At 66.1% G+C, this 20,349-nt stretch carries 15 protein-coding genes and 1 pseudogene; 9 read left to right on the forward strand and 7 right to left on the reverse strand.

What is annotated here, in order from left to right:
- The first annotated feature begins 69 nt into the window (after positions 1-69).
- The 4 genes and pseudogenes from F1599_RS11750 (at position 70) to F1599_RS11765 (ending at position 4,622) form a co-directional block, all read left to right on the forward strand.
- The gene (locus tag F1599_RS11750) at positions 70-714 is read left to right on the forward strand and encodes a TetR/AcrR family transcriptional regulator (protein WP_150083216.1); all 645 of its coding nucleotides are present in this window, start codon (positions 70-72) and stop codon (positions 712-714) included.
- A complete protein-coding gene (locus F1599_RS11755) occupies positions 707-2,386 on the forward strand; it encodes an acyl-CoA dehydrogenase family protein (protein ID WP_150083217.1) in 1,680 nt (559 codons plus the stop codon). The genes F1599_RS11750 and F1599_RS11755 overlap by 8 nt, the downstream gene beginning before the upstream one ends.
- Before the next feature lie 105 nt (positions 2,387-2,491).
- A pseudogene (locus tag F1599_RS11760) lies at positions 2,492-4,000 on the forward strand (class I adenylate-forming enzyme family protein).
- A gap of 184 nt (positions 4,001-4,184) precedes the next feature.
- A complete protein-coding gene (locus tag F1599_RS11765) occupies positions 4,185-4,622 on the forward strand; it encodes an FKBP-type peptidyl-prolyl cis-trans isomerase (RefSeq protein WP_149317373.1) in 438 nt (145 codons plus the stop codon).
- A 50-nt stretch (positions 4,623-4,672) separates the two neighbouring features.
- On the opposite strand, the gene aac(3)-IVb is transcribed toward F1599_RS11765, so the two are convergent.
- Both aac(3)-IVb and F1599_RS11775 read right to left on the reverse strand, forming a co-directional pair.
- A complete protein-coding gene (gene aac(3)-IVb / locus F1599_RS11770; RefSeq protein ID WP_150083218.1) occupies positions 4,673-5,470 on the reverse strand; it encodes an aminoglycoside N-acetyltransferase AAC(3)-IVb in 798 nt (265 codons plus the stop codon).
- The gene (locus F1599_RS11775) at positions 5,454-5,774 is read right to left on the reverse strand and encodes a winged helix-turn-helix transcriptional regulator (protein ID WP_150083219.1); all 321 of its coding nucleotides are present in this window, start codon (positions 5,772-5,774) and stop codon (positions 5,454-5,456) included. Before F1599_RS11775 ends, aac(3)-IVb begins: the two co-directional genes overlap by 17 nt.
- 55 nt (positions 5,775-5,829) lie before the next feature.
- Here F1599_RS11775 and F1599_RS11780 point away from each other — a divergent pair, with 55 nt between their 5' ends.
- Positions 5,830-6,780, forward strand: coding sequence for an NAD(P)-dependent oxidoreductase (locus F1599_RS11780; RefSeq protein ID WP_223819586.1), 951 nt, complete (start codon positions 5,830-5,832; stop codon positions 6,778-6,780).
- Between the two features lie 151 nt (positions 6,781-6,931).
- Here the strand turns inward: F1599_RS11780 and F1599_RS11785 are convergent, their stop codons facing one another.
- The gene (locus tag F1599_RS11785; RefSeq protein WP_150083221.1) at positions 6,932-7,162 is read right to left on the reverse strand and encodes a hypothetical protein; all 231 of its coding nucleotides are present in this window, start codon (positions 7,160-7,162) and stop codon (positions 6,932-6,934) included.
- Between F1599_RS11785 and F1599_RS11790 the strand changes: the two genes are divergently transcribed.
- Both F1599_RS11790 and F1599_RS11795 read left to right on the forward strand, forming a co-directional pair.
- Positions 7,151-8,557 (forward strand): saccharopine dehydrogenase NADP-binding domain-containing protein, encoded by a 1,407-nt coding sequence (locus F1599_RS11790; protein WP_150083222.1) that lies wholly within the window; start codon positions 7,151-7,153, stop codon positions 8,555-8,557. The genes F1599_RS11785 and F1599_RS11790 overlap by 12 nt on opposite strands.
- Before the next feature lie 283 nt (positions 8,558-8,840).
- Positions 8,841-10,790, forward strand: a complete 1,950-nt coding sequence (locus F1599_RS11795) for a putative Ig domain-containing protein (protein ID WP_150083223.1) — start codon at positions 8,841-8,843, stop codon at positions 10,788-10,790.
- 114 nt (positions 10,791-10,904) lie between these two features.
- Here F1599_RS11795 and F1599_RS11800 read toward each other — a convergent pair whose 3' ends face one another.
- Positions 10,905-11,666 (reverse strand): SDR family oxidoreductase, encoded by a 762-nt coding sequence (locus F1599_RS11800; protein ID WP_150083224.1) that lies wholly within the window; start codon positions 11,664-11,666, stop codon positions 10,905-10,907.
- A gap of 242 nt (positions 11,667-11,908) precedes the next feature.
- On the opposite strand from F1599_RS11800, the gene F1599_RS11805 reads away from it, so the two are divergent.
- Positions 11,909-12,892 (forward strand): GlxA family transcriptional regulator, encoded by a 984-nt coding sequence (locus F1599_RS11805; RefSeq protein WP_150083264.1) that lies wholly within the window; start codon positions 11,909-11,911, stop codon positions 12,890-12,892.
- 103 nt (positions 12,893-12,995) lie between these two features.
- Positions 12,996-13,532, forward strand: coding sequence for a dihydrofolate reductase family protein (locus tag F1599_RS11810; protein WP_149317367.1), 537 nt, complete (start codon positions 12,996-12,998; stop codon positions 13,530-13,532).
- 122 nt (positions 13,533-13,654) lie between these two features.
- On the opposite strand, the gene gyrB is transcribed toward F1599_RS11810, so the two are convergent.
- From gyrB to dnaA, 3 genes are all read right to left on the reverse strand, one after another.
- Positions 13,655-16,180, reverse strand: a complete 2,526-nt coding sequence (gene gyrB / locus F1599_RS11815; protein ID WP_149317366.1) for a DNA topoisomerase (ATP-hydrolyzing) subunit B — start codon at positions 16,178-16,180, stop codon at positions 13,655-13,657.
- Between the two features lie 224 nt (positions 16,181-16,404).
- Entirely contained in the window at positions 16,405-17,520 is a 1,116-nt protein-coding gene (dnaN, locus tag F1599_RS11820) for a DNA polymerase III subunit beta (protein ID WP_023264426.1), read from the reverse strand.
- 322 nt (positions 17,521-17,842) lie between these two features.
- Complete coding sequence (gene dnaA, locus F1599_RS11825) at positions 17,843-19,552, reverse strand: chromosomal replication initiator protein DnaA (protein WP_149317365.1); 1,710 nt, start codon at positions 19,550-19,552, stop codon at positions 17,843-17,845.
- Positions 19,553-20,349 lie beyond the last annotated feature (797 nt).

Here is a 20,349-nt window from a genome sequence, read left to right on the forward strand (position 1 = left end):
AATTTTTTCCGAGTCTACAACCAGAATCTCAACCTTGCACGAAGAAATGAAAGCATAGATACTTCTTTCATGCCCTACCGTCGAACCCCCAAAGTCGAAGCCCGCCTGGCAGAAACCCGCGAGCGCATCATCAAGGCCGCGCTCAAGCTGGTCGCGCGTGGCGGCTACGCCGCCGCCAACATTCCGGCCATCGCCGCCGAGGTCGATATCTCGGCCGGCCTGATTTACCGCTACTTCGCCACCAAGGCGGATCTGTTCAACGAGGTGTTCAAGCGCGCCGCGCAGACCGAGATCGACGCCTGCGCAGCCGCATTCGATACCGAAGGCACCGTGCGCGAGCGGCTGGCGCGGGTGGTCGAGACCTTTGCGCGGCGTGCCCTGCGCGGGCGCAAGCTGGCCTGGGCGCTGCTGGCCGAGCCGGTCGATCCGCCGATCGACGTGGCACGGATGCAGTTCCGCGAGCCCTACCGCGCGATCTTCGCCAGGCTGGTCCAGCAGGGCATCGAGGCGGGCGAGATCGCGCCGCAGCATCCGCACCTGGTCGGCACCGCCATCGTCGGCGCCATCGCGGAAACGCTGGTGGGGCCGCTCAGCGCGCCGCATCCGGACGAGGAAGACGTCGACTTGGTGGCGAGCCTCGTCGCCTTCTGCGTGCAATCCCTTGGACCGCAGCCCACTGCTGCCAACCCGTCAAGGAGAAGACGGCATGAGTGACTTCCATCAGGCCGCGCCGAAGCCCGGCAACCGCTTTCGTACCGATCCGACGCTGCGGCTGACGCTGGAGCGGCTGCTTCCGGCGGAGGTGTTCGCCGAGGCCAGCCCCTCGCTGGATCGCCTCGGCGAGCGCGCGGTCACCGAACTGCTGCCGCTGGCCGAGCAGGCCGAACGCAATCCGCCGCAGCACGTGCCCTACGACCCGTGGGGCCGGCGCGTCGACGAGCTGCGCGTCGATCCGGCGTGGCTGCGACTGGTGCAGATCGGCCAGGAGGAAGGGCTGGTCGCCTTGCCCTATGAAACGCCCTACGGCGAGCATTCCCGCGTGGTGCAGGCCGGCCTGGTCAACCTGTACGACCCCGCCTGCGCGGTGGCCGACTGCCCGCTGGTGATGACCGACGGCGCCGCGCGGCTGCTGCTGCAGCACGACCCGCAACTGGCGCGGCGCTATGTGCCGAAGCTGACCGCCCGGCACGAGGCGTGGACCTCGGGCCAATGGATGACCGAGAAGGAGGGTGGCTCGGACGTGGGCCGCAGCTCGACCACGGCGCGGCGGTCGAGCGACGGCAGGTGGTTGCTGAACGGCACCAAGTGGTTCACCTCGGCCACCACCGGGCAGGTGGCGCTGGCGCTGGCGCGGCCCGAGGGCGCGCAGGACGGCAGCCGCGGCCTGTCGCTGTTCCTGGTCGAGCTGCGCCGCCCGGACGGCAGCTGGAACGGCATCGAGGTCCGGCGGCTGAAGGACAAGCTGGGCACGCGCGCGCTGCCCACCGCCGAGCTGGACCTGAAGGACACCGTCGCGGTGCCGGTCGGCGAGATCGGACAGGGCGTCGGCAAGATGGCGGGCCTGCTCAATATCGCGCGACTGTGGGCCTCGTGGGGCGGCCCGGCGGGGGTCGGCCATCTGCTGGATCTGGCGCGCGACTACGCGGGCAAGCGCGAGGTCTTCGGCAAGCCGCTGGCGCAGCAGCCGATGCATCGCGCCTGGCTGGCGCGCATCGCCGCCGAATACGAGGCGATGCTCGCGCTCAATTTCCAGACCGCGGCGCTGATCGGTGCGGCCGAGCACGGGGCCGACGGCACGCTGTCGCGCCTGATGGCGCCTCTGACCAAGCTGGCCTGCGCGCGCCAGGCGGTCTGGGCCGGCAGCGAGCTGCTCGAGAGCTTCGGCGGCGCGGGCTATATCGAGGACACCGGCCTGCCGCGGCTGTTCCGCAATCTGCATGTGCATTGCATCTGGGAGGGCACGACCTCCGTGCTGGCGCACGACGTCCTGCGCGCGCTGCGCGCCTCCGAACATGGCGAGGCCTGGATCGAGGACGTGGTGCGGCGGCTGCGCGGGCTGTCGCTCGATGCGACGCGCGGCCTGCGCCAGCGGATCGAGAATGCGCTGGACACGCTGATTCCGATGATCAACGCGCCGGAGGAAGCGCAAGGCCGGCGCCTGGCATGGGGCATGGCGCGCACGTACCAGGCGGTGCTGCTGGGCGAGGCGGCGGAATGGCGCCTGCGGGTCAAGCGCGATGCGGCAGGGCTGGCCGCGGCCGAACTGTTCTGCGCCGACGGACTGGTGCCGGCGACGGTGTCGGCGATGTTGTCCGCAACCGGTGGCAGCGACATCGCCGCCGCGGTCGATGCGCTGGCGATGGGAACGGCGCGACCGCACGCCTGATGGCATCGGCCTGAATGGAATCACCGGGGAGGAAGCGGCAAGCCATACGGTAGACGACGGAAGACGAAACGGCCGAACCAGGAACGGCCTCAAGGAGGAGACACCATGTGGACGATCAATGAGGCGCTGGACAGCGTCGCCCGGCAGCGCAAGTCGGATATCGCTATCGTCGATGGCGCGCAGCGTATCCGCTACGACGAACTGCGACGGCGCGTCAAGCACACCGCCGCGTGGCTGCAGGCGCAAGGTATCGGCAAGGGCGACAAGGTCGCGCTGCACGGCCGCAATTCGGCCGCATGGGTGATCGCCTACTACGCGATCCTCGATATCGGTGCCGTCGCCGTACCGGTCAACCACAAGCTCGCCGCGCCCGAAACCGCCTATATCCTCGAACACAGCGAAAGCCGGCTGTGGCTGGTCGATGCCGACCTGCATCGGCAGCTGGACGGCGCGCCGCCGGCGTTTGCGCTGTCGCCCGCCGGCAATGAGGCGGGGCTGCCCCTGATGGCTCCGGAGGGCGGGGCGCACCCCTATCGGCCAGTCGGAGTCGAAGCCGACGATCTCGCCGAACTGCTGTACACCTCGGGCACCACCGGCAGGCCGAAGGGCTGCATGCACTCGCACGCCAACGTGATTCTCGCCGGCACGGGATAGAGCCTCGTCTATGGGCTGGGTCCTTCCGATCGCGTACTGCTGGCGATGCCGATCTGGCACAGCTTTCCGCTGAACAACCTGCTGGTCGGCAGCCTGTTCGTCGGCGCCACCGTGGTGCTGCTGCCCGAATATCATCCCGTGCGGTTTCTCGAGACGGTGCAGCAGGAGCGATGCACGCTGTTCTTCGGCGCGCCGATCGCGTACCTGATGGCGATGAAGATGGCACCGGATTTCGCCAGCTACGATCTGTCCAGCGTGCGCGCCTGGCTGTACGGCGGCGGCCCGATCGATGCCGGCACCGCCCGCGTGCTCGCCGAACGCTACCGCTCCGAGCGCTTCTATCAGGTCTTCGGCATGACCGAAACCGGCCCCACCGGTACCGCGCTGTTGCCGGAGGAGCAGGTCGTCAAGGCGGGCTCGATCGGACGCCACGCGGTCAGCGGCTGCACCATCAAGGTCATGCGCGACGAACAGCACGAGGCCGGCCCGGGCGAGGTCGGCGAAATCTGGATGCGCTGCCAGTCGATGATGCAGGGCTACTACCGCGATCCCGCCGCCACCGCGGCAGCATTTCACGATGGCTGGTATCGCACCGGCGACCTGGTGCGGATCGCCGAGGACGGCTATCTGTTCATCGTCGACCGCGTCAAGGACATGATCGTCACCGGCGGCGAGAACGTCTATTCGAAGGAGGTCGAGGACGTGCTGGCGGGCCATCCGGCGATTTCGGAAGTGGCGGTGGTCGGCATGCCGCACCCCGAGTGGGGCGAGAGCGTGGCAGCCGTGGTGGTGGCCAAGGCCGATGCCAGCGTCGACGTCGAAGATATCCAGGCATACTGCGCCGAACGGCTGGCGAAGTACAAGGTGCCGCGGCAGGTGCGCGTCGTCGAGGCGATGCCGCGCACGCCGACTGGCAAGGTGATGAAGTACCAGTTGCGTGAGCGCTTGCGGACGGGTTGAACGCGCGAGTTTGAGGGGGGAGCGGGTGAAGTCGGGCGGTCTGCCGGTGCCTGCGGCAGTGCTTGCCGTGGTGCGTGCAGCGAGGCGCTGCATGGCGCCGCATGGCACCGCACGGCACCGCGGACCGTCCCGGGCTTCAATCGGTTTATCCTTGTGCCTTCCCCTGACTCAAAGGATTACCGCAATGACCCGACTCCCCCGCCTTGCTTCCTTCGCTTCGTTTGCTTCCCTCGCTTCGCTGCTTTCCTTCGGCGCGCTGGCCTTCGCCGCCCATGCCGCCGAACCGGCCCAGACCCTGCCTTCCGGCGTCTCGATCCAGCACCTGACCAAGGGCAACGGCGCCTCGCCCAAGGCCACCGATACCGTCAAGGTGCATTACCGCGGCACGTTGACCGACGGCACCGAATTCGACAGCTCGTACAAGCGCGGGCAGCCGATCTCGTTCCCGCTCAATCGCGTGATCCCGTGCTGGACCGAGGGCGTGCAGAAGATGCAGGTCGGCGGCAAGGCCAGGCTGGTGTGCCCGGGCAGCACCGCCTATGGCTCGCGCGGCGTGCCGGGGACGATCCCGCCGAATGCGACGCTGAATTTCGAGGTGGAGCTGCTCGGCATTGGCGGTTGAACGCGCCATTCCGGCAACATCTCCCGCTACGTCATTCGCTACGTCGGTCGCTACTTGGTGCTGACCGACCGCCGCGCGGCATCGCACTCCTCGCAGCCAACCTGAGGCGGATGCAGGAAGACGAGCGGATCGCGAGCCAACTGCTGCCGCACGACATCGACGATGTCCCGCGCCCGCATCAAGCGGGCGCCGGCATTGCCAACTGGGCCTTCACGCTGAAGGCCCTTTTCCTTGAGCCATCCGTCCACCAGATCGAAGCGCTGGCAGCAGTGGTCGTTTTCGAGATAGTCGATGCGAGCCGGCTTGCCGTCCCGCAGCACCGTGCAGTGATGCGGCACGCCGTAAGGCACGCCGGCCATCAGTTCGGCCAGATGGATCGTGGTGTTGGCGTCATGGCCCACGCCAAGCAGCAGCACCTGTCCATCGAGCTCGTGCACGCGGCCGACCGGGCTGGCCGGAATATGGGGCGGCAACGGCAAGGGATCCGCGGTGATTCGATGCGCATGCGGTCCCGCCGCCGCGAAGGCAAACGGGTGGTGGCTGCGAACCACGTCGGGCAGTCGCCAGAAGGCATCGGCGACCGCGCCAAGGTCCGCCGATGCCGGCGTGGCGGCCGGGTCGAAGGGCGCGTCATCGTCATCGCCCCACGACGGCATCACCAGCGTGCCGGCAGGGCCGGCCGCTTCCCGCAGCGCCTCGATCAATCCTTGTGGGCCCCGTTGCACGGGCCTGATCGAGCGGAACGACGCGTGGACCAGCAGCACGGCGCCCGGAGGCACGCCGAGCGCGCGCAACTGGGTCACCAACTCGGCCTGTTGCCACGCGCGCGGATCATCGGGATGCCGCATATTTTTGTCCCCATTCGGCGACCGGCCCCAACGCCCGATTCAATGCCCGGCCGGCCGGCGTCAGCGAGTATTCCACACGCGGCGGTACCTCGTGAAACACCTCGCGGCGCACGATGCCGTCCGCCTCCATCTCGCGCAATTGCTGGATCAGCATCTTCTCGGTGATGCCATCGAGCAGTCGACGAAGCTCTCCGGTCCGCAAGGGCCCGGCATGCAGCTCGTACAGGATCAGCGCCTTCCATTTGCCGCCGATCACTTCGAAAGCAGGGCCGATGCCGCAGTTGTAAGGCTGGCTGCGTTTCATTCGATTCATCTCCAATACTTACCAATTGGATAGTACCTGTCATTTTAGTGCGTACTTGACCATCCAAACCGTACATTCGCATACTGCGCCAACGTTACACGAATGGAGTGCGCAGATGAAAACGGTAGCCGTGATCGGCCTCGGCCAGATGGGAACGAAACTCGCCAGCCTGCTGTTGCAGGCGGGCATGGAAGTGCATGTGTGGAACCGCACGCCGGACAAGGCCGCATCGTTGGCGAGCCATGGTGCCATCGTCGCGGATACGGCCGCACAGGCGGCGGCTGCAGCCGAAGCCGTCGTCATCTGCGTGCACGACTACGCGGCCACGCACGCCATCCTGTCGGGAGACGGGGTCAAGGCGGCGCTGAAGGGCAAGCTGGTGTTGCAGCTGACCACCGGAAGCCCGCAGGACGCGAAGGAGTTGGCGGCCGTGGCGCGCGAGGTGGGTGCCGGCTATCTGGACGGCGCCATCCAGGTCGCGCCCGAGCAGATGGGCCAGCCCGATACGACCATCCTCGTTTCCGGAAGCCGTGCGGCACATGCCGATGCGCGCGATCTGCTGGCGGCGCTCGGCGGCAATATCGTCTACCTCGGCGAAGACGCTGCCGCCGCGGCCACCATGGATCTGGCGACGCTGTCGTACGTCTATGGTGCGTCGATGGGCTTCTTCCAGGGCGCCGCGCTGGCGCAGGCCGAGGGGCTCGACGTCGGTGTCTATGGTGGCATCGTCGAAGCGATGTCTCCCTCGTTCGGCGCATTCCTGCGTCATGAGGGGAATGTCATCGAGAAGGGCGATTTCGCGATCTCGCAGAGTCCCTTGTCGATCTCGGTCGATGCCACCCGGCGCATCGAAGAGGCGATGCGTCGTCAGGGCCTACGGAGCGAATTGCCCGCGCTGATTGCACAGCTGCTGCGCGACGCGGAAGACGCGGGATATGCGAACGAAGAGTTCGCGGCCGTGACGAAGATCTTGAGGGGCGCGGCGGCACCGACGTCCGTCGGTTGAGCCGCTCACGTCGAGCTGTCTCCATTCTTTGTGGCAAGGCTGCGGGCGTGGCGCGCCGCCTCGTGTGCATGGCGCGCCAGCCCCGGCGATTCCGGCTTGGAGACTGATCTTGCCGGGCCTGAAGCGGGGCAACAATGATGCGTCCGGCATATTAGGCATCACCCGGCGGAATGGCGGCCGGCAGCTGGGTTGCCGGCGCGCACTGCGAAATCGATGCCCGTTGGCAGTGGCCGCACGCGGCGATACCATTGCCTTCGCCAGTCTGGATATAAGGAATCGAATCGATCGGTATCCCCGATTCGGTCCGCTGCGGCGCGGTCTTGGCGCGCGAGATGACCGGCATCGCCGTTGTCGAGCGGAAGAGTTCAACGTGATCGAGCAAATCGTCATCGTCGGCTTTGGCTGTATCGGGCAGGCCGTGCTGCCGCTGCTGCAGCGAACCTGGCCACGGGCGGCCATCACCGTGGTGGATCGCTCGCTGGACGATCGCCGTCGGCAGGTCGTGGCGGCGCACGATCTGCGCGCGGTGGAGGCCGGCATTACCGCGGACAATTTTGCGCCCGTCCTTGGCCCGCTGCTGCGCCCGGGGACCTTTCTGGTGAGTTTGGCGCCTTCCGTCTGCAGCCGCGACCTGATCGCACTGACGCAGCACCGCGGTGCCTTCTACATCGACGCCGGCATCGAGCCTTGGGACTATGCCGGCAACGCCCCCGCCTCGCAGCTGAGCAACTACGCGTTGCGCGAACGGATGCTGGCATTCGCCCGCGGCCGCGAGACGCTGCCGACTGCGCTGGTGGCGCATGGCGCCAACCCGGGCATGGTGTCGGTGCTGGTCAAGGCGGCCTTGATGGAGCTGGCGGGCCATGCCGGGCTGGAGGCGGTCGAACCGCGGCATCGCGCCGGCTGGGCCGCGCTCGCACGCCGTCTCGATCTACGGGTCATCCAGATCAGCGAATACGATAGCCAGCAAGCGCCGGGCTTCCCGCGCGATGGCGAATTCGCCAACACCTGGTCCGCGGAGGGCTTCATCACCGAATGCCTGCAGGACGCGGAACTCGGATGGGGAACGCATGAGCCCGCGCTGCCCCCCGGCGGCTACCGCCACAGTGACGGCTGCGGTGCGGCGATCGCGATCAATCGGCCGGGACATCGCACGCGCGTTCGCTCATGGTCGCCGGCGCACGGACCGTTCGACGCCTACCTGATCACGCACAACGAATCGATCTCGATCGCGGCCTACCTTACCGACGATGGTGCCCAGGGCGCCGGTGCGGCCGATGCAGCCGATGCAGCCGGCCGGCCCCCGTATCGTCCCACCGTCTACTACGCCTACCGCCCCACCGCCGCCACGCTCGCCTCGATGCAGTGGCTCGACGACCGGACCGCCACGCGCGTACGCGGCGCACGCATCCTGCGCGACGAAATTGTCAGCGGCGAGGACGAACTCGGCGTGCTGCTGCTCAGCGGCCGATACGGCGGCATCTGGTACGGCTCGCACCTCGGCATCGAGCGAGCGCGCACGCTGGTACCTTACAACTCGGCGACGAGTCTGCAGGTCGCCTCCAGCCTGGTGGCCGGAATGCGCTGGGTGCTGGCGAACCAGCGGCGCGGCGTGGTGGAGTCCGAAGCGGTGGACTTCCGTTCCGTACTCGCCGACGCAGCGCCCTGGTGGGCGCCGCTGGGCGGGCATGTCACGGACTGGCAGCCGAAGCCGGGGGCGAGGTCCCTGGTGATCGCGGACTTCCTGCCGGACTGGCCGACGACATGGCGTCGTTGAGGCGCTGCTTTATCCAATACACGGAATGGCACCATTGGCCCCACGTACCCGTGCCATCCATTGGTGAAATCTGCGGAAACCGGCATTATTGACCGCGATCATTCCGTGCATTGCCTGGTGTATATTCGCGCCAATTCCTGGGCCATCGCCGATTTATCAGGTGGAATTGCATTTCGCCCATATTGGAATGCGATTGTCGCAACGGCTGCGTATCGGTTTGCCACGCAATACCGTTGCCCATTCGGGAGCGCCGTAAATCAACGCATTTTTGGAGCCGGGAAAAATGACAAATCTCTCGCGCCATGCCGCAATTCGCCCGCGGCACCAATTGCAGCGGCCGGCCCAATGGCTGCTGTTGCTGTGCCTGTGCTGTCTGTCGCTGCTGTCCGCATGCGGCGGCGACGATGACGATGACAAGCAGGTGCCGGCCCCAACCCCGACGCAGCAGGCGCCCGCCGGCCTCAGCTATGGCATGTCGTCGGCCGTCTACGAGGTCGACAAGCCCATCGTGCCCAATCATCCCAGTGCGAGCGGCGGGGCGATCGAGCGCTACACCATCGCACCGGCGTTGCCGGAAGGGTTGGTTCTCGATGCCGCCACGGGGATTATCTCGGGGACGCCCGCCGCGGTCACTCCCTCGACAGTCCATGTCGTGACGGCGCGGAACGGCGCCGGCAGCGCGACCGCCAGGGTGCAGATCGAAGTGCGGAAGACAACGGTGGCCCCAAGCCAGCTGGCTTACCGGGAGCCCGCCGTCGTCTACACCGTGGGTGTGCCCATTGCCGCGAACGGACCGACCAACGGTGGCGGACCGATCGATGCCTACACCATCACGCCCGCGCTGCCCGCGGGGCTCGCGTTCGATACGCAGACGGGCGTGATCACTGGCACGCCAGCCGCCGCGGCGGCGGAGGCGACCTATACCGTGACGGGACGCAATGCGGCCGGGGAAGCGACGGCGACGCTGCGCATCGCCGTGGAAGCCGCCGTTGTGGCTCCATCCGGCCTTGCCTATGCGCAGGCGTCCGCGCTGTATGTCGCCGGCGAAGCGATCGTTCCCAACACGCCTGTCGTCACCGGCGGCGCGGCGGCGAGCTTTTCGGTGAGCCCCGCCTTGCCCGCCGGCCTGAGCCTGAACAGCCAGACCGGCGTGATTGCCGGCACCGCCACCACGATCCAGCCGCAAGCCGTGTACACGGTTACCGCGGCCAACCGGGCCGGCAGTACGCAGGCCACGGTCCGGATCGGCGTGACCGCCCGCGGCAGCTGGATAACGGCGCATTCGCTGCCGGGTCCCATGCACTACATGTCCGCGACGAGCCTGAACAATGGCAAGGTCCTCGTGGCCGGCGGCTACCTTGCGTCGGCGGCCAGTGTTTCGGCGTTTCTCTATGACCCGGTCACCGATCTCTGGGCAGCGACGGCGAGCATGGTCAGTGCCCATGTCGAGGCGACCGCTACGCGTCTGCAAGACGGGCGGGTGCTCGTCGCCGGAGGCAACACGGCGACGGCGGAGCTCTACGATCCGGCCACCGGCACCTGGCAGTCGGCCGGCAGCATGGCGTACAGCCGCACCCGGCATACCGCTTCGCTGCTGCCGGACGGCAAGGTGCTGGTGATCGGCAGCAGCACCAGCGGGGCGGCGTCCACGACGGCGGAACGGTACGATCCGGCCACCAATACCTGGACGTTGCTGGCGACGCCGCTGGCCTTTTCGCGGGGGCAGCATGCGGCAACGCTGCTGCCGGGCGGCGATACGGTGCTTCTGGTGGGTGGTCTCGGCCCGGGTTCCGCGGTGGCGGAGCTGTATCCGGTTGCCGATACCGGCAGCAGCACGCCGCTGGCGTTCCCCGGCAGCACCAGCACAGTGGCCGAGTCCGTGTTGTTGGCCAATGGGAAGGTCCTGATGACAGGCGCAGGCAATACGGCGTGGCTCTATGATCCTGTCGCGTCGACATGGACGCCCAGCACCATGCATGCCGGACGTTTCCTGCCCGCGATGGCGCTTCTGGCGGACGGTCGCGTGCTTGTCGCTGGCGGCGCCACCTCGGCGGGCACAACGGCGACCGCGGAAATTTATAACCCGGACGTCAACGTCTGGACCGTGGCAACCAGCATGTCGAGGCCACGCAGCCGGGCCGCGCCATCGCTGCTCCAGGACGGCAGCGTTCTGGTTGTCGGCGGTGCCGATTCGAGCGGCAATCTCGACATCGTGGAAAGGTATCGACCGTAGACCGGGCCCGGCTCGGATTGCCAACTCCAACAAGAAACCCCCGCCAGCAGGCGGGGTCTGATTCAGGCGACTCGGGTAGCCACCGCGCCATGCGCCGACGCGCTTGGCGGCGTCTCAGCCCACCGGGATCGGCGTGGCCGCGATGCTCTCGTTGAAGCCATTGACGAACGCATGCTCTGCGGCGCCGGGGTTGTCGCGCAACGGACGTGCCGCTTCGACCAGCACTTCTTCCGCATCGGTCGCCAGCGCCGCCATGGTCTGCTCGATGAAGGCATCGAGCGGCATCGCGCGCGGGTCGTCGCTCTTCTGGATCAGGTCCGTGTTGACCCAGGGCGGCGCGATTTCCTGCACGCGCACCGAGGTGTGGCGCAACATGAAGCGCTGCGACAGCGCGTAGGAATGCAGTGCGGCCTTGGTCGCCGAGTACACCGCGGTGTTGGCAAGCGGCACGTACGCCAGCACCGACGTGTTGTGGATCACCACCGAGCGCGGCTGGCGCTTCAGGTGTTCGATCAGCGCCGAGGTCATGCGGATCGGGCCGAGCAGGTTGGTGGTCACGGTGGCCTGCATGGTCGCCTCGTCGATCGCGGCGTCGGCCTGATCGAAGGGCATGATGCCGGCGTTGTTGATCAGCACGTTGAGCCCGGGATGGCGGGCAGTCAGCTCGCTTGCCGCGCGCGCGATGCTTGCGGGGTCGGCGATATCCAGCTCCACCGCGTCCATGCCCGGGTTGGCCTTGGTCACTTCGTCCAGCAGATGCTTGCGGCGGCCGCCGACGATGACCTGGTTGCCGAGCTTGTGGAACGCTTCCGCCAGGGCGCGGCCGATGCCGGAGGTGCCGCCGGTGATGAAGATGGTGTTGTCGGTGAGTTGCATGTCGATGTCCTGTATCGCTGTATCGGTCAAAGGGGATTCGGCAGCTCGCACTGGAGCCCATTGGCCCTGCCGTGCCGCCGGTGCCCGATGCGTTGCCGTCCGAGCTCATTCTGGTGGAAACCGGCGATGGCTCAAATGACCAAAAAACCGCAATAAGGGACACGGCGAAAGGCCGGCCGATTGGCGGCCCTGCCGCTACAATGGCCGGCATCCAATCGGCGGAACCCTCCAAAGGGGACATCATGAGCGCGCGCATTGCCCTGGTCGTCTATCCCGGCTTTCAGATCCTCGACATGGCGGCACTGACCGTCTTCGAGCTGGCGAACGAGCTGTCGTCGCAACCGCGCTACGAGATTGCGGTGGTGTCCGCCGACGGCGGCATGGTGGCCGGATCGTCGCGCGTCAAGATCGAGACGCAGGCAATCGGCCGGCGGCACTACGACACCTTGCTGGTCGCTGGCACCACGACGCAGGCCCCCACCGAGCCCGCGCTGATCGCCCAGTTGCGACGAGCGGCGCCACGCGCCAGGCGCATCGCCAGCATCTGCACCGGTGCCTTCATCGTGGCGGAGGCGGGACTGCTGGACGGACGCCGGGCCACGACGCACTGGGCGCTGGCGCGCGAACTGCAGCAGCGTTTTCCCGCGGTGCAGGTCGATGAGGACAAGATCTTCGTCAACGACGGGCCGGTGTGGACGTCGGCGGGCATGACGGCCTGCATCGACCTCGCGCTGGCCCTGGTGATGGCGGACCTCGGCGATGCGCTGGCCAAATCCATCTCGCGGATGATGGTGGTGCATTACCGCCGTACGGGCGGGCAATCGCAGTTCTCCACGCTGGCTGCGCTCGAACCCAAGTCCGACCGCGTCCGGCTCGCGCTCGACTTCGCGCGCGAACATCTGCACGAGCCGTTATCGGTCGAACAGCTTGCCGAGCACGTGCATTGGAGCAAGCGGCATTTCAGCCGGGCGTTCCAGGCGGAGACGGGCATGTCGCCGGCAAAGGCGATCGAGAAGCTCCGGCTCGAGGCGGCCCATGCGCTGATCGAGGCAGGAGAGACCTCGATCGGCAGAGTCGCGGCGCAAACGGGATTCGGCGACGAGGAACGGATGCGGCGGGCCTTCCTGCGTTCGCTGGGCAGGCCGCCGCAGGCGCTGGTACGGGAAACGCGGGCGCGCCGCGGCGGCGACGGCTTTGCGGGCGCAGGGGCATTGCGCGCGGCATAGTGCGCGGCCTGGCAGCCGACCGACCTGCAACAGTGCCGTGGCGAGTCTTGTGCCAGGGGCATACGCGGACAACAATACGGTCCGCACACAAGGAGGCAAACCAGTGACCACCGCACACGTCTTCATCGCCACCAGCCTCGATGGCTTCATCGCCCGCCCCGACGGCGATATCGGCTGGCTGCTGCAGCGCGACGATCCCGACGAGGACCATGGCTACACGGAATTCATCGCGGACAAGGACCTGATCGTGATGGGACGCGGCAGCTATGAGAAGGTGCTGAGCTTCGATCCATGGCCTTACGACCGGCCCGTGCTCGTGCTGTCCAGGCAATTGGCGGACACGCCGGTGCCCGAGGCGCTGAAGGGCAAGGTCCGCTTCGCCAACTGGACGCCGACGGAAGCGATGGAGGCACTGGCGCGCGAGAACGTACGTCGCGTGTATGTCGACGGCGGGCAGCTGGTGCAGTCGTTCCTGCGCGATGGCCTGATCGCGGACATGGTGATCACCACGGTGCCGGTGCTGATCGGCTCCGGCAGGCCGTTGTTCGGCGCACTGCCGCACGACATCGACCTTGCGCTGGTATCGAGCCGCAGCTTTCCTTCGGGGCTGGTGCAGTCGACTTATCGGGTGATGCCTTGAATGTCCTGAATGCCCCGAGTCTTCTGAATCTTCTGAGCCGGCCATAAAAAAACGCCCGGCCGTTGAACGGTCGGGCGTCTTGCCTCGGCTTGAACAGGCCGCCATGCTACGGCGCTGCGCGATCACACATCGATATTGCGTGCCACCAACGCATTCGACTCGATGAAGTTGCGGCGCGGCTCGACCTCGTCGCCCATCAGCGTCGTGAAGATCTGGTCGGCCGCGATCGCGTCCTCGATCTGCACCTTCAGCAGGCGGCGCTGCGTGACGTCCAGCGTCGTTTCAAACAGCTGCTCGGGGTTCATCTCGCCCAGGCCCTTGTAGCGCTGGCGGGACACGCCGCGCTCGGCTTCCGACAGCAGCCACTGCATCGCGCCGTGGAAGTCGTTGACGGTCTGCTCGCGCATCTTCTCGCCTTCGCCGCGGCGAACCTTGGTGCCGACCGGAATCAGGCCCTGGAAGGTCTTGGCGGCGAGCGCCAGCGCGGCGTAGTCGGCGCCATGGACGAAGTCGGAATCGATGTGCGACAGGCGCACGTTGCCGTGATGGCGGCGGGCCACCATCAGGCGGTGCTTCTCGTTCTTCTCGTCGAACTGCGCGTAGACGTCGGCGGTGCCGTCGTCATTGACCGCGGCGCCGTTCAGGCGCTTGGCGTGCATTTCCGACAGCTTGGCCTTCAGTGCGCGGGCCGAGGCCTCGGCGGCTTCGGCGGAGTCCAGGTTCAGTTCGACGCCGTCGGCGATCGCGCGCAGCGCGTCGCTGTCGACCACGCGCGACAGGCGGCCGATCACCGCTTCGGCGAGCTGGTACTGGCGCGCCAGTTCGGTCAGCGCTTCGCCGGTGATCTCGCTGCCGTCCGGGCGCAGCAGGCTGGCCTTTTCCATCGCCAGGCGCAGCATGTACGCGTTCAGCTCGTTGTCGTCCTTGATATAGCGCTCGTCCTTGCCGTGCTTGACCTTGTACAGCGGCGGCTGCGCGATATAGACATAGCCGCGCTCGATGATGTCGGGCATCTGCCGGTAGAAGAAGGTCAGCAGCAGCGTGCGGATGTGCGAGCCGTCGACGTCCGCATCGGTCATGATGATGATGCGGTGATAACGCAGCTTGTCGAGGTTGTAGTCGTCCTTGCCGATGCCGGTGCCCAGCGCGGTGATCAGCGTCAGCACTTCCTGGCTCGACAGCATCTTGTCGAAGCGCGCGCGCTCGACGTTCAGGATCTTGCCCTTGAGCGGCAGGATCGCCTGGAACTTGCGGTCGCGGCCCTGCTTGGCGGAGCCGCCTGCGGAGTCGCCCTCGACCAGGAACAGTTCGGACAGCGCCGGATCGCGTTCCTGGCAGTCGGCGAGCTTGCCGGGCAGGCCCATGCCGTCGAACGCGCCCTTGCGGCGGGTCATTTCGCGGGCCTTGCGCGCGGCTTCGCGCGCGCGCGCGGCGTCGACGATCTTGCCGCAGATGATCTTGGCGTCGTTCGGCGTTTCCAGCAGGAAGTCGCCCAGCGCCTTCGATACCAGTTCCTCGACCGGCAGCCGCACTTCGGACGACACCAGCTTGTCCTTGGTCTGCGAACTGAACTTGGGCTCGGGCACCTTGACCGACAGCACGCACGACAGGCCTTCACGCATGTCGTCGCCGGTGGTCTCGACCTTGGCCTTCTTGGCGATCTCGTTTTCTTCGATGTACTTGTTGATGACGCGCGTCATCGCCGCGCGCAGGCCGGTCAGGTGGGTACCGCCATCGCGCTGCGGAATATTGTTGGTGAAGCAGAGCACCTGCTCGTTGAAGCCGTCATTCCACTGCATCGCCACTTCGACGGTAATGCCTTCCTTCTCGGCATTCGCGTAGAAGATATTCGGATGCAGCACCGACTTGGCGCGATTGATGTATTCGACGAAACCCTTCACGCCGCCGGAGAAGGCGAAATCCTCTTCCTTGCCGGTGCGCTGGTCGGTCAGGCGAATATGCACGCCGTTATTCAGGAACGACAGTTCGCGGATGCGCTTGGACAGGATCTCGTAGTGGAACTCGACGTTGGTGAAGATTTCCTGGTCGGCGAGGAAGTGGACCTCGGTGCCGCGCTTGTCGGTCGGGCCGAGCACTTTCATCGGCGAGACTTCGACCGGCTGTCCGTCCGGGCCGTTGACCGTTTCGACGATGCGGTTCTGCACCGCGCCCTGGGCAAATTCGATGAAATGCGCCTGGCCGTCGCGGCGCACCGTCAGGCGCAGCCATTTCGACAGCGCGTTGACGCAGGACACGCCGACGCCGTGCAGGCCGCCCGAGACCTTGTAGCTGTTCTGGTTGAACTTGCCGCCCGCATGCAGCTCGGTCATCGCGATTTCCGCGGCGCTGCGCTTGGGCTCGTGCTTGTCGTCGAACTTGATGCCGGACGGAATGCCGCGGCCGTTGTCGATGATCGAGATCGAGTTGTCGGTGTGGATCGTGACCTGGATTTCCGTGCAGTAGCCGGCCAGCGCTTCGTCGATGGAGTTGTCCAGCACCTCGAACACTAGGTGATGCAGGCCGGTGCCGTCCGAGGTGTCGCCGATATACATGCCCGGCCGCTTGCGTACCGCCTCCAGGCCTTCCAGGATCTGGATCGAGGAGGCGCCGTAGCTGTTTTCCTGTTGCGGGTTCTGCTGTTGGGTCATGTTTTCCTACTCACGGCAAATGCGGGGAGCGCGGCGCGCCGGGTTACGACGCGGCCATCGGCCCTCCGCATGGCGGTTACATAAAAACGGCAAAGGGGCGGATCGCCATGATCCTGCCCCTGCTACTGCGGGTCGGTCGCGCGGGCTGTTTGCCCGCTGCGAGAGCCGTAGCCTGCCGTTCGATGCTCCGGATTCTGCGTATCTTGCGATCCTTTACCGGAACATCAGATGCGCATCGGCATGACGACGTACTTGAAGTTGTCGTCTTCCGGCACGGTGATCAGCGCGCTCGAATTCGAGTCGCCGAGGCTGACCTGGACCTGCTCGCTCTTGAGGTTGCCCAGCACGTCGAGCAGATAGGTCACGTTGAAGCCGATATCGAGCGCATCGCCCGAATAATCGAGTTCGAGCTCTTCCTGCGCCTCTTCCTGATCGGCGTTGGTCGAGCTGATTTTCAGGGTATGCGTATCGAGAATGCAGCGCACGCCCTTGAACTTGTCGGTGGTCAGGATCGCGGTGCGTTGCAGCGCCTGCTGCAGCTTGATGCGATCGATCGCGAAGGCGTTCTTGTAGCCCTTCGGAATCACGCGCTGGAAATCGGGGAACTTGCCTTCCACCAGCTTCGAGATCAGTTCGACATTGGCGAAGGTGAACTTGATCTGGTTCGCGGCCAGCTGCACCTGCACCGGGTCGTCGTTGTCCTCGAGCAGGCGTTGCAGTTCCAGGATGGTCTTGCGCGGGATGATGACTTCCTGGCGCGCGCCGGCGCCCGCCGCTTCCTGTTCGAGCTCGACCGCGCAATAGGCGAGGCGGTGGCCGTCGGTGGCGACCGCCATCAGCTTCTTGCCGTCGACCACCAGCAGCATGCCGTTCAGGTAGTAGCGGATGTCCTGCTGGGCCATGGCGAAATGCACCATCGCCAGCAGATGCTTGAAGGTCTTCTGCGGCAGCGTGACGCTGGCGTTGAATTCGGTGGCTTCGGCGACCGTGGGGAATTCCTCGGCGGCCAGCGTCTGCAGCGCGAAACGGCTCTTGCCCGATTGCACCGTCATCCGCTTGTCCGACAGCGACAGCGCGACATCGCCGTCGGGCATCGCACGCAGGATATCGAGCAGCTTGCGCGCGGCCACGGTGGTGGCCACGTCGTCGCTGCCGACGCCGCATTCGGCGTGCGTGGTGATCTGGATTTCGATATCGGTGGACAGGAAGGAGACGTTGGCGCCGGACTTGCGGATCAGCAGGTTGGCCAGGATCGGGAGGGTGTGGCGGCGCTCCACGATGCCGCTCACGATTTGCAGCGGACGCAGCAGATTGTCTCGCGAGGTTTTGACCAATTGCATTGAATATGTCCTTCGTCGTTTATAGTCAGCGTCCGCCGGGTGTCTTGGACAACTCCAAAATCACTTAGGAATCAAGGAGTTAATGTCGCATTTTACCTCGGATCGGGCGGCTCGGCAAAGCCGGACGATGTGTGGCTGGTCTGCATATTGTGCATGAAAAGCCACGATCCCCCAATATTTGCCGGCGGCCCGCAAAGCCTTGTTCCGCGCGGGTTTGCGGGTCGCCACCGGGCTTTTCCGCGTCCCGCGGCAGCGCGCGGCGCGCAGACCACAGTATGCCAGCCCGCCGCACCCGTCCCCCAAAATCCCCGGCGCCGGGTTTTCAACCCTTCAGGGTCTGTTCCAGAACGTGCAGTTCGTGATTGAGCTGGGCATCCTTGCTGCGCTCGTCGGCGATCTTGCGTACCGCGTGCAGCACGGTGGTGTGGTCGCGCCCCCCGAACAGCTCGCCGATCTCGGGCAGGCTCTTCTGCGTCAGTTCCTTGGCCAGATACATCGCGATCTGCCGCGGCCGCGCGATATTGGCAGGCCGCTTTTTGGAATACATATCGGCGACCTTGATGTTGTAGAAGTCGGCGCAGGTCTTCTGAATGTTTTCTACCGAAATCTGCCGGTTCTGTACGGTCAGCAAGTCCTTCAGCGCTTCGCGGGTGACCTCGATCGTGATGTCCTTGCCGTGGAAGTTCGAGAACGCGAGGATCTTGCGCAGCGCGCCTTCCAGTTCGCGCACGTTCGAGCGCAGATGCTTGGCGACGAAGAAGGCCACTTCCTCCGGCACCGAAACGTTTTCCGCGGCGGCCTTCTTCATCAGGATCGCGACGCGCATTTCCAGCTCGGGCGGCTCGATGGCGACGGTCAGGCCCGAGTCGAAGCGCGAGATCAGCCGATCATCGATGCCGGTGATTTCCTTCGGATAGGTATCGCTGGTGATGATGACCTGGGCACGATTGGCGATCAGCGCCTCGAACGCGTAGAAGAATTCTTCCTGCGTGCGGTTCTTGCCGGAGAAGAACTGGATGTCGTCGATCAGCAACAGGTCGAGCGAGTGGTAATAGCGCTTGAACTCGTCGAACGCCTTGCGCTGATACGCCTTGACCACATCGGAGACGTACTGCTCGGCATGGATATAGCGGATCCGGGCGCGCGGGTTCTCCATCAGCATGAAGTTGCCGATCGCGTGGATCAGGTGGGTCTTGCCGAGGCCGACGCCGCCATACAGATAGAGCGGGTTGTACGACTTGCCCGGATTGTTGGCGACCTGGATCGCCGCGGCGCGCGCCAGCTGGTTCGCCTTGCCGGTGACGAAATTGTCGAAGGTCAGGATCGGGTTGAGCCGCGAGCGCTCGTGGACCGTGTCGGCCGGCTGCTGGCCGGGCATCGGTTGCTGCGCGACGCGATACGAGCGGGCCGCGGCCTCGGCCGGGTCCAGTTGCGGCACGTCGACATCGACCACGTCGGCGCCGATCGGCTGGCCGCCACCGGGGTAGGGAGCGGCCTGCGGGTTGCCCATGCCGGCGCCGATGCCGCCGTGGATGCCGCCATAGCCCGCCGGCGCGGCAACGCCGGCACCGGGCTGCTCCGGTGCGCCGTACATCAGCGCGCCCGGACCGGGCCCCTGGCCGCCGTGCGCCGGCGGCTGGCCCATCGCCTGGCCCGCGCCGTAGGCCGGCGCCAGATGGGCGGCCGGACCCACGCCGCCGGGGGCGGCCGGATCCTGGGCAGGACCGTACGGGCCGCCCGGATTGCCGGGGGCCTGATAGCCGTTCGCTGCCGCACGCCCCGACGCCGTAGGGTCGAGGACGAAGTGGACGCTCACCTGCGCTTCCCAGTACTCGCAGGCCAGCGCGGTGATGCGCCCGGAGAACTGGCTCTTGACCCAGTCGAGCTTGAAGCGGTTGGGCGCGGCAATGCGCAGCGACAGGGCGTTCTCATCGAACGCGACCGGCGCGAGCGGCTTGATCCAGGTTTTGAACTGTTGAGGCGTCAGTTCGCGCTCGAGCTGCGCGGCTGCCGCCTGCCAGAAATCTTGCATCGGTTGTTGTTGGGTAGTGCCACGGCTGCCTGGCGTCACGTCAGCAGTCTTTCGAGTCCCAATAAAAAAGGGCGCCGCTGTCTCCCGAGTGCCGGCATGACCGCTACCGCAGCCGGCTTGTCGGATCCCCCGCCCGCCAAGCCGCCTAACCGTCATGTCCTGCACACCTCGGGTTGTGCGTGCGCCACGCAGGCCGTGTTGTGTTTGGACCGGGATTGTACCCCCCGGCCCAAGTTATCCACAAAGGATAAGTCTGTGGACAACTTGTGAAAATTCGGTGGATGACTGTGCACAACCTGCAACCTTGCAGCGCCGCAGCCGGCACTTATAGAGGCCAATCGCTTGATTTAAAAGGGGATTGTCCTTCGCATCACGAAAAAAAAGCGGTGTTTAGGCCACTCCAAAATGTGCTTCGCACCACTGTGGACAAGAAAACCGCCGTCATCGGCCATGCGTGCACCCGCACAGCGGCGTCCTCCCACAGCAGCCTTGACAGGCGCGCAGAAAATCCGTTAAATGGCGGGTTCTGCGATGCGGCAGGGGATCACGTATGCGCATCGCCGGGTCTGACCCGCTTCATTTCTTGAGCGGCGGCGGACCTGAGCTCGGGTCGCCCGCGCCAGCCGCGCGGTCATCCCGCCCAGCCTGCGTCGCGAGACCTGTATCGCGACACCCAAGGCCGGCGTCAGGTCAGCTTCAGGACAATCACAAGCGTCGGCAGTACCGCATCCGCGGCGGCCCCCATGCGAACCATACGCGGCAGCCAAGGCCCCTGGCCGGCCGGGCGTGCCCAGATC

This window comes from Cupriavidus cauae, from assembly GCF_008632125.1.
GTDB lineage: Bacteria > Pseudomonadota > Gammaproteobacteria > Burkholderiales > Burkholderiaceae > Cupriavidus > Cupriavidus cauae.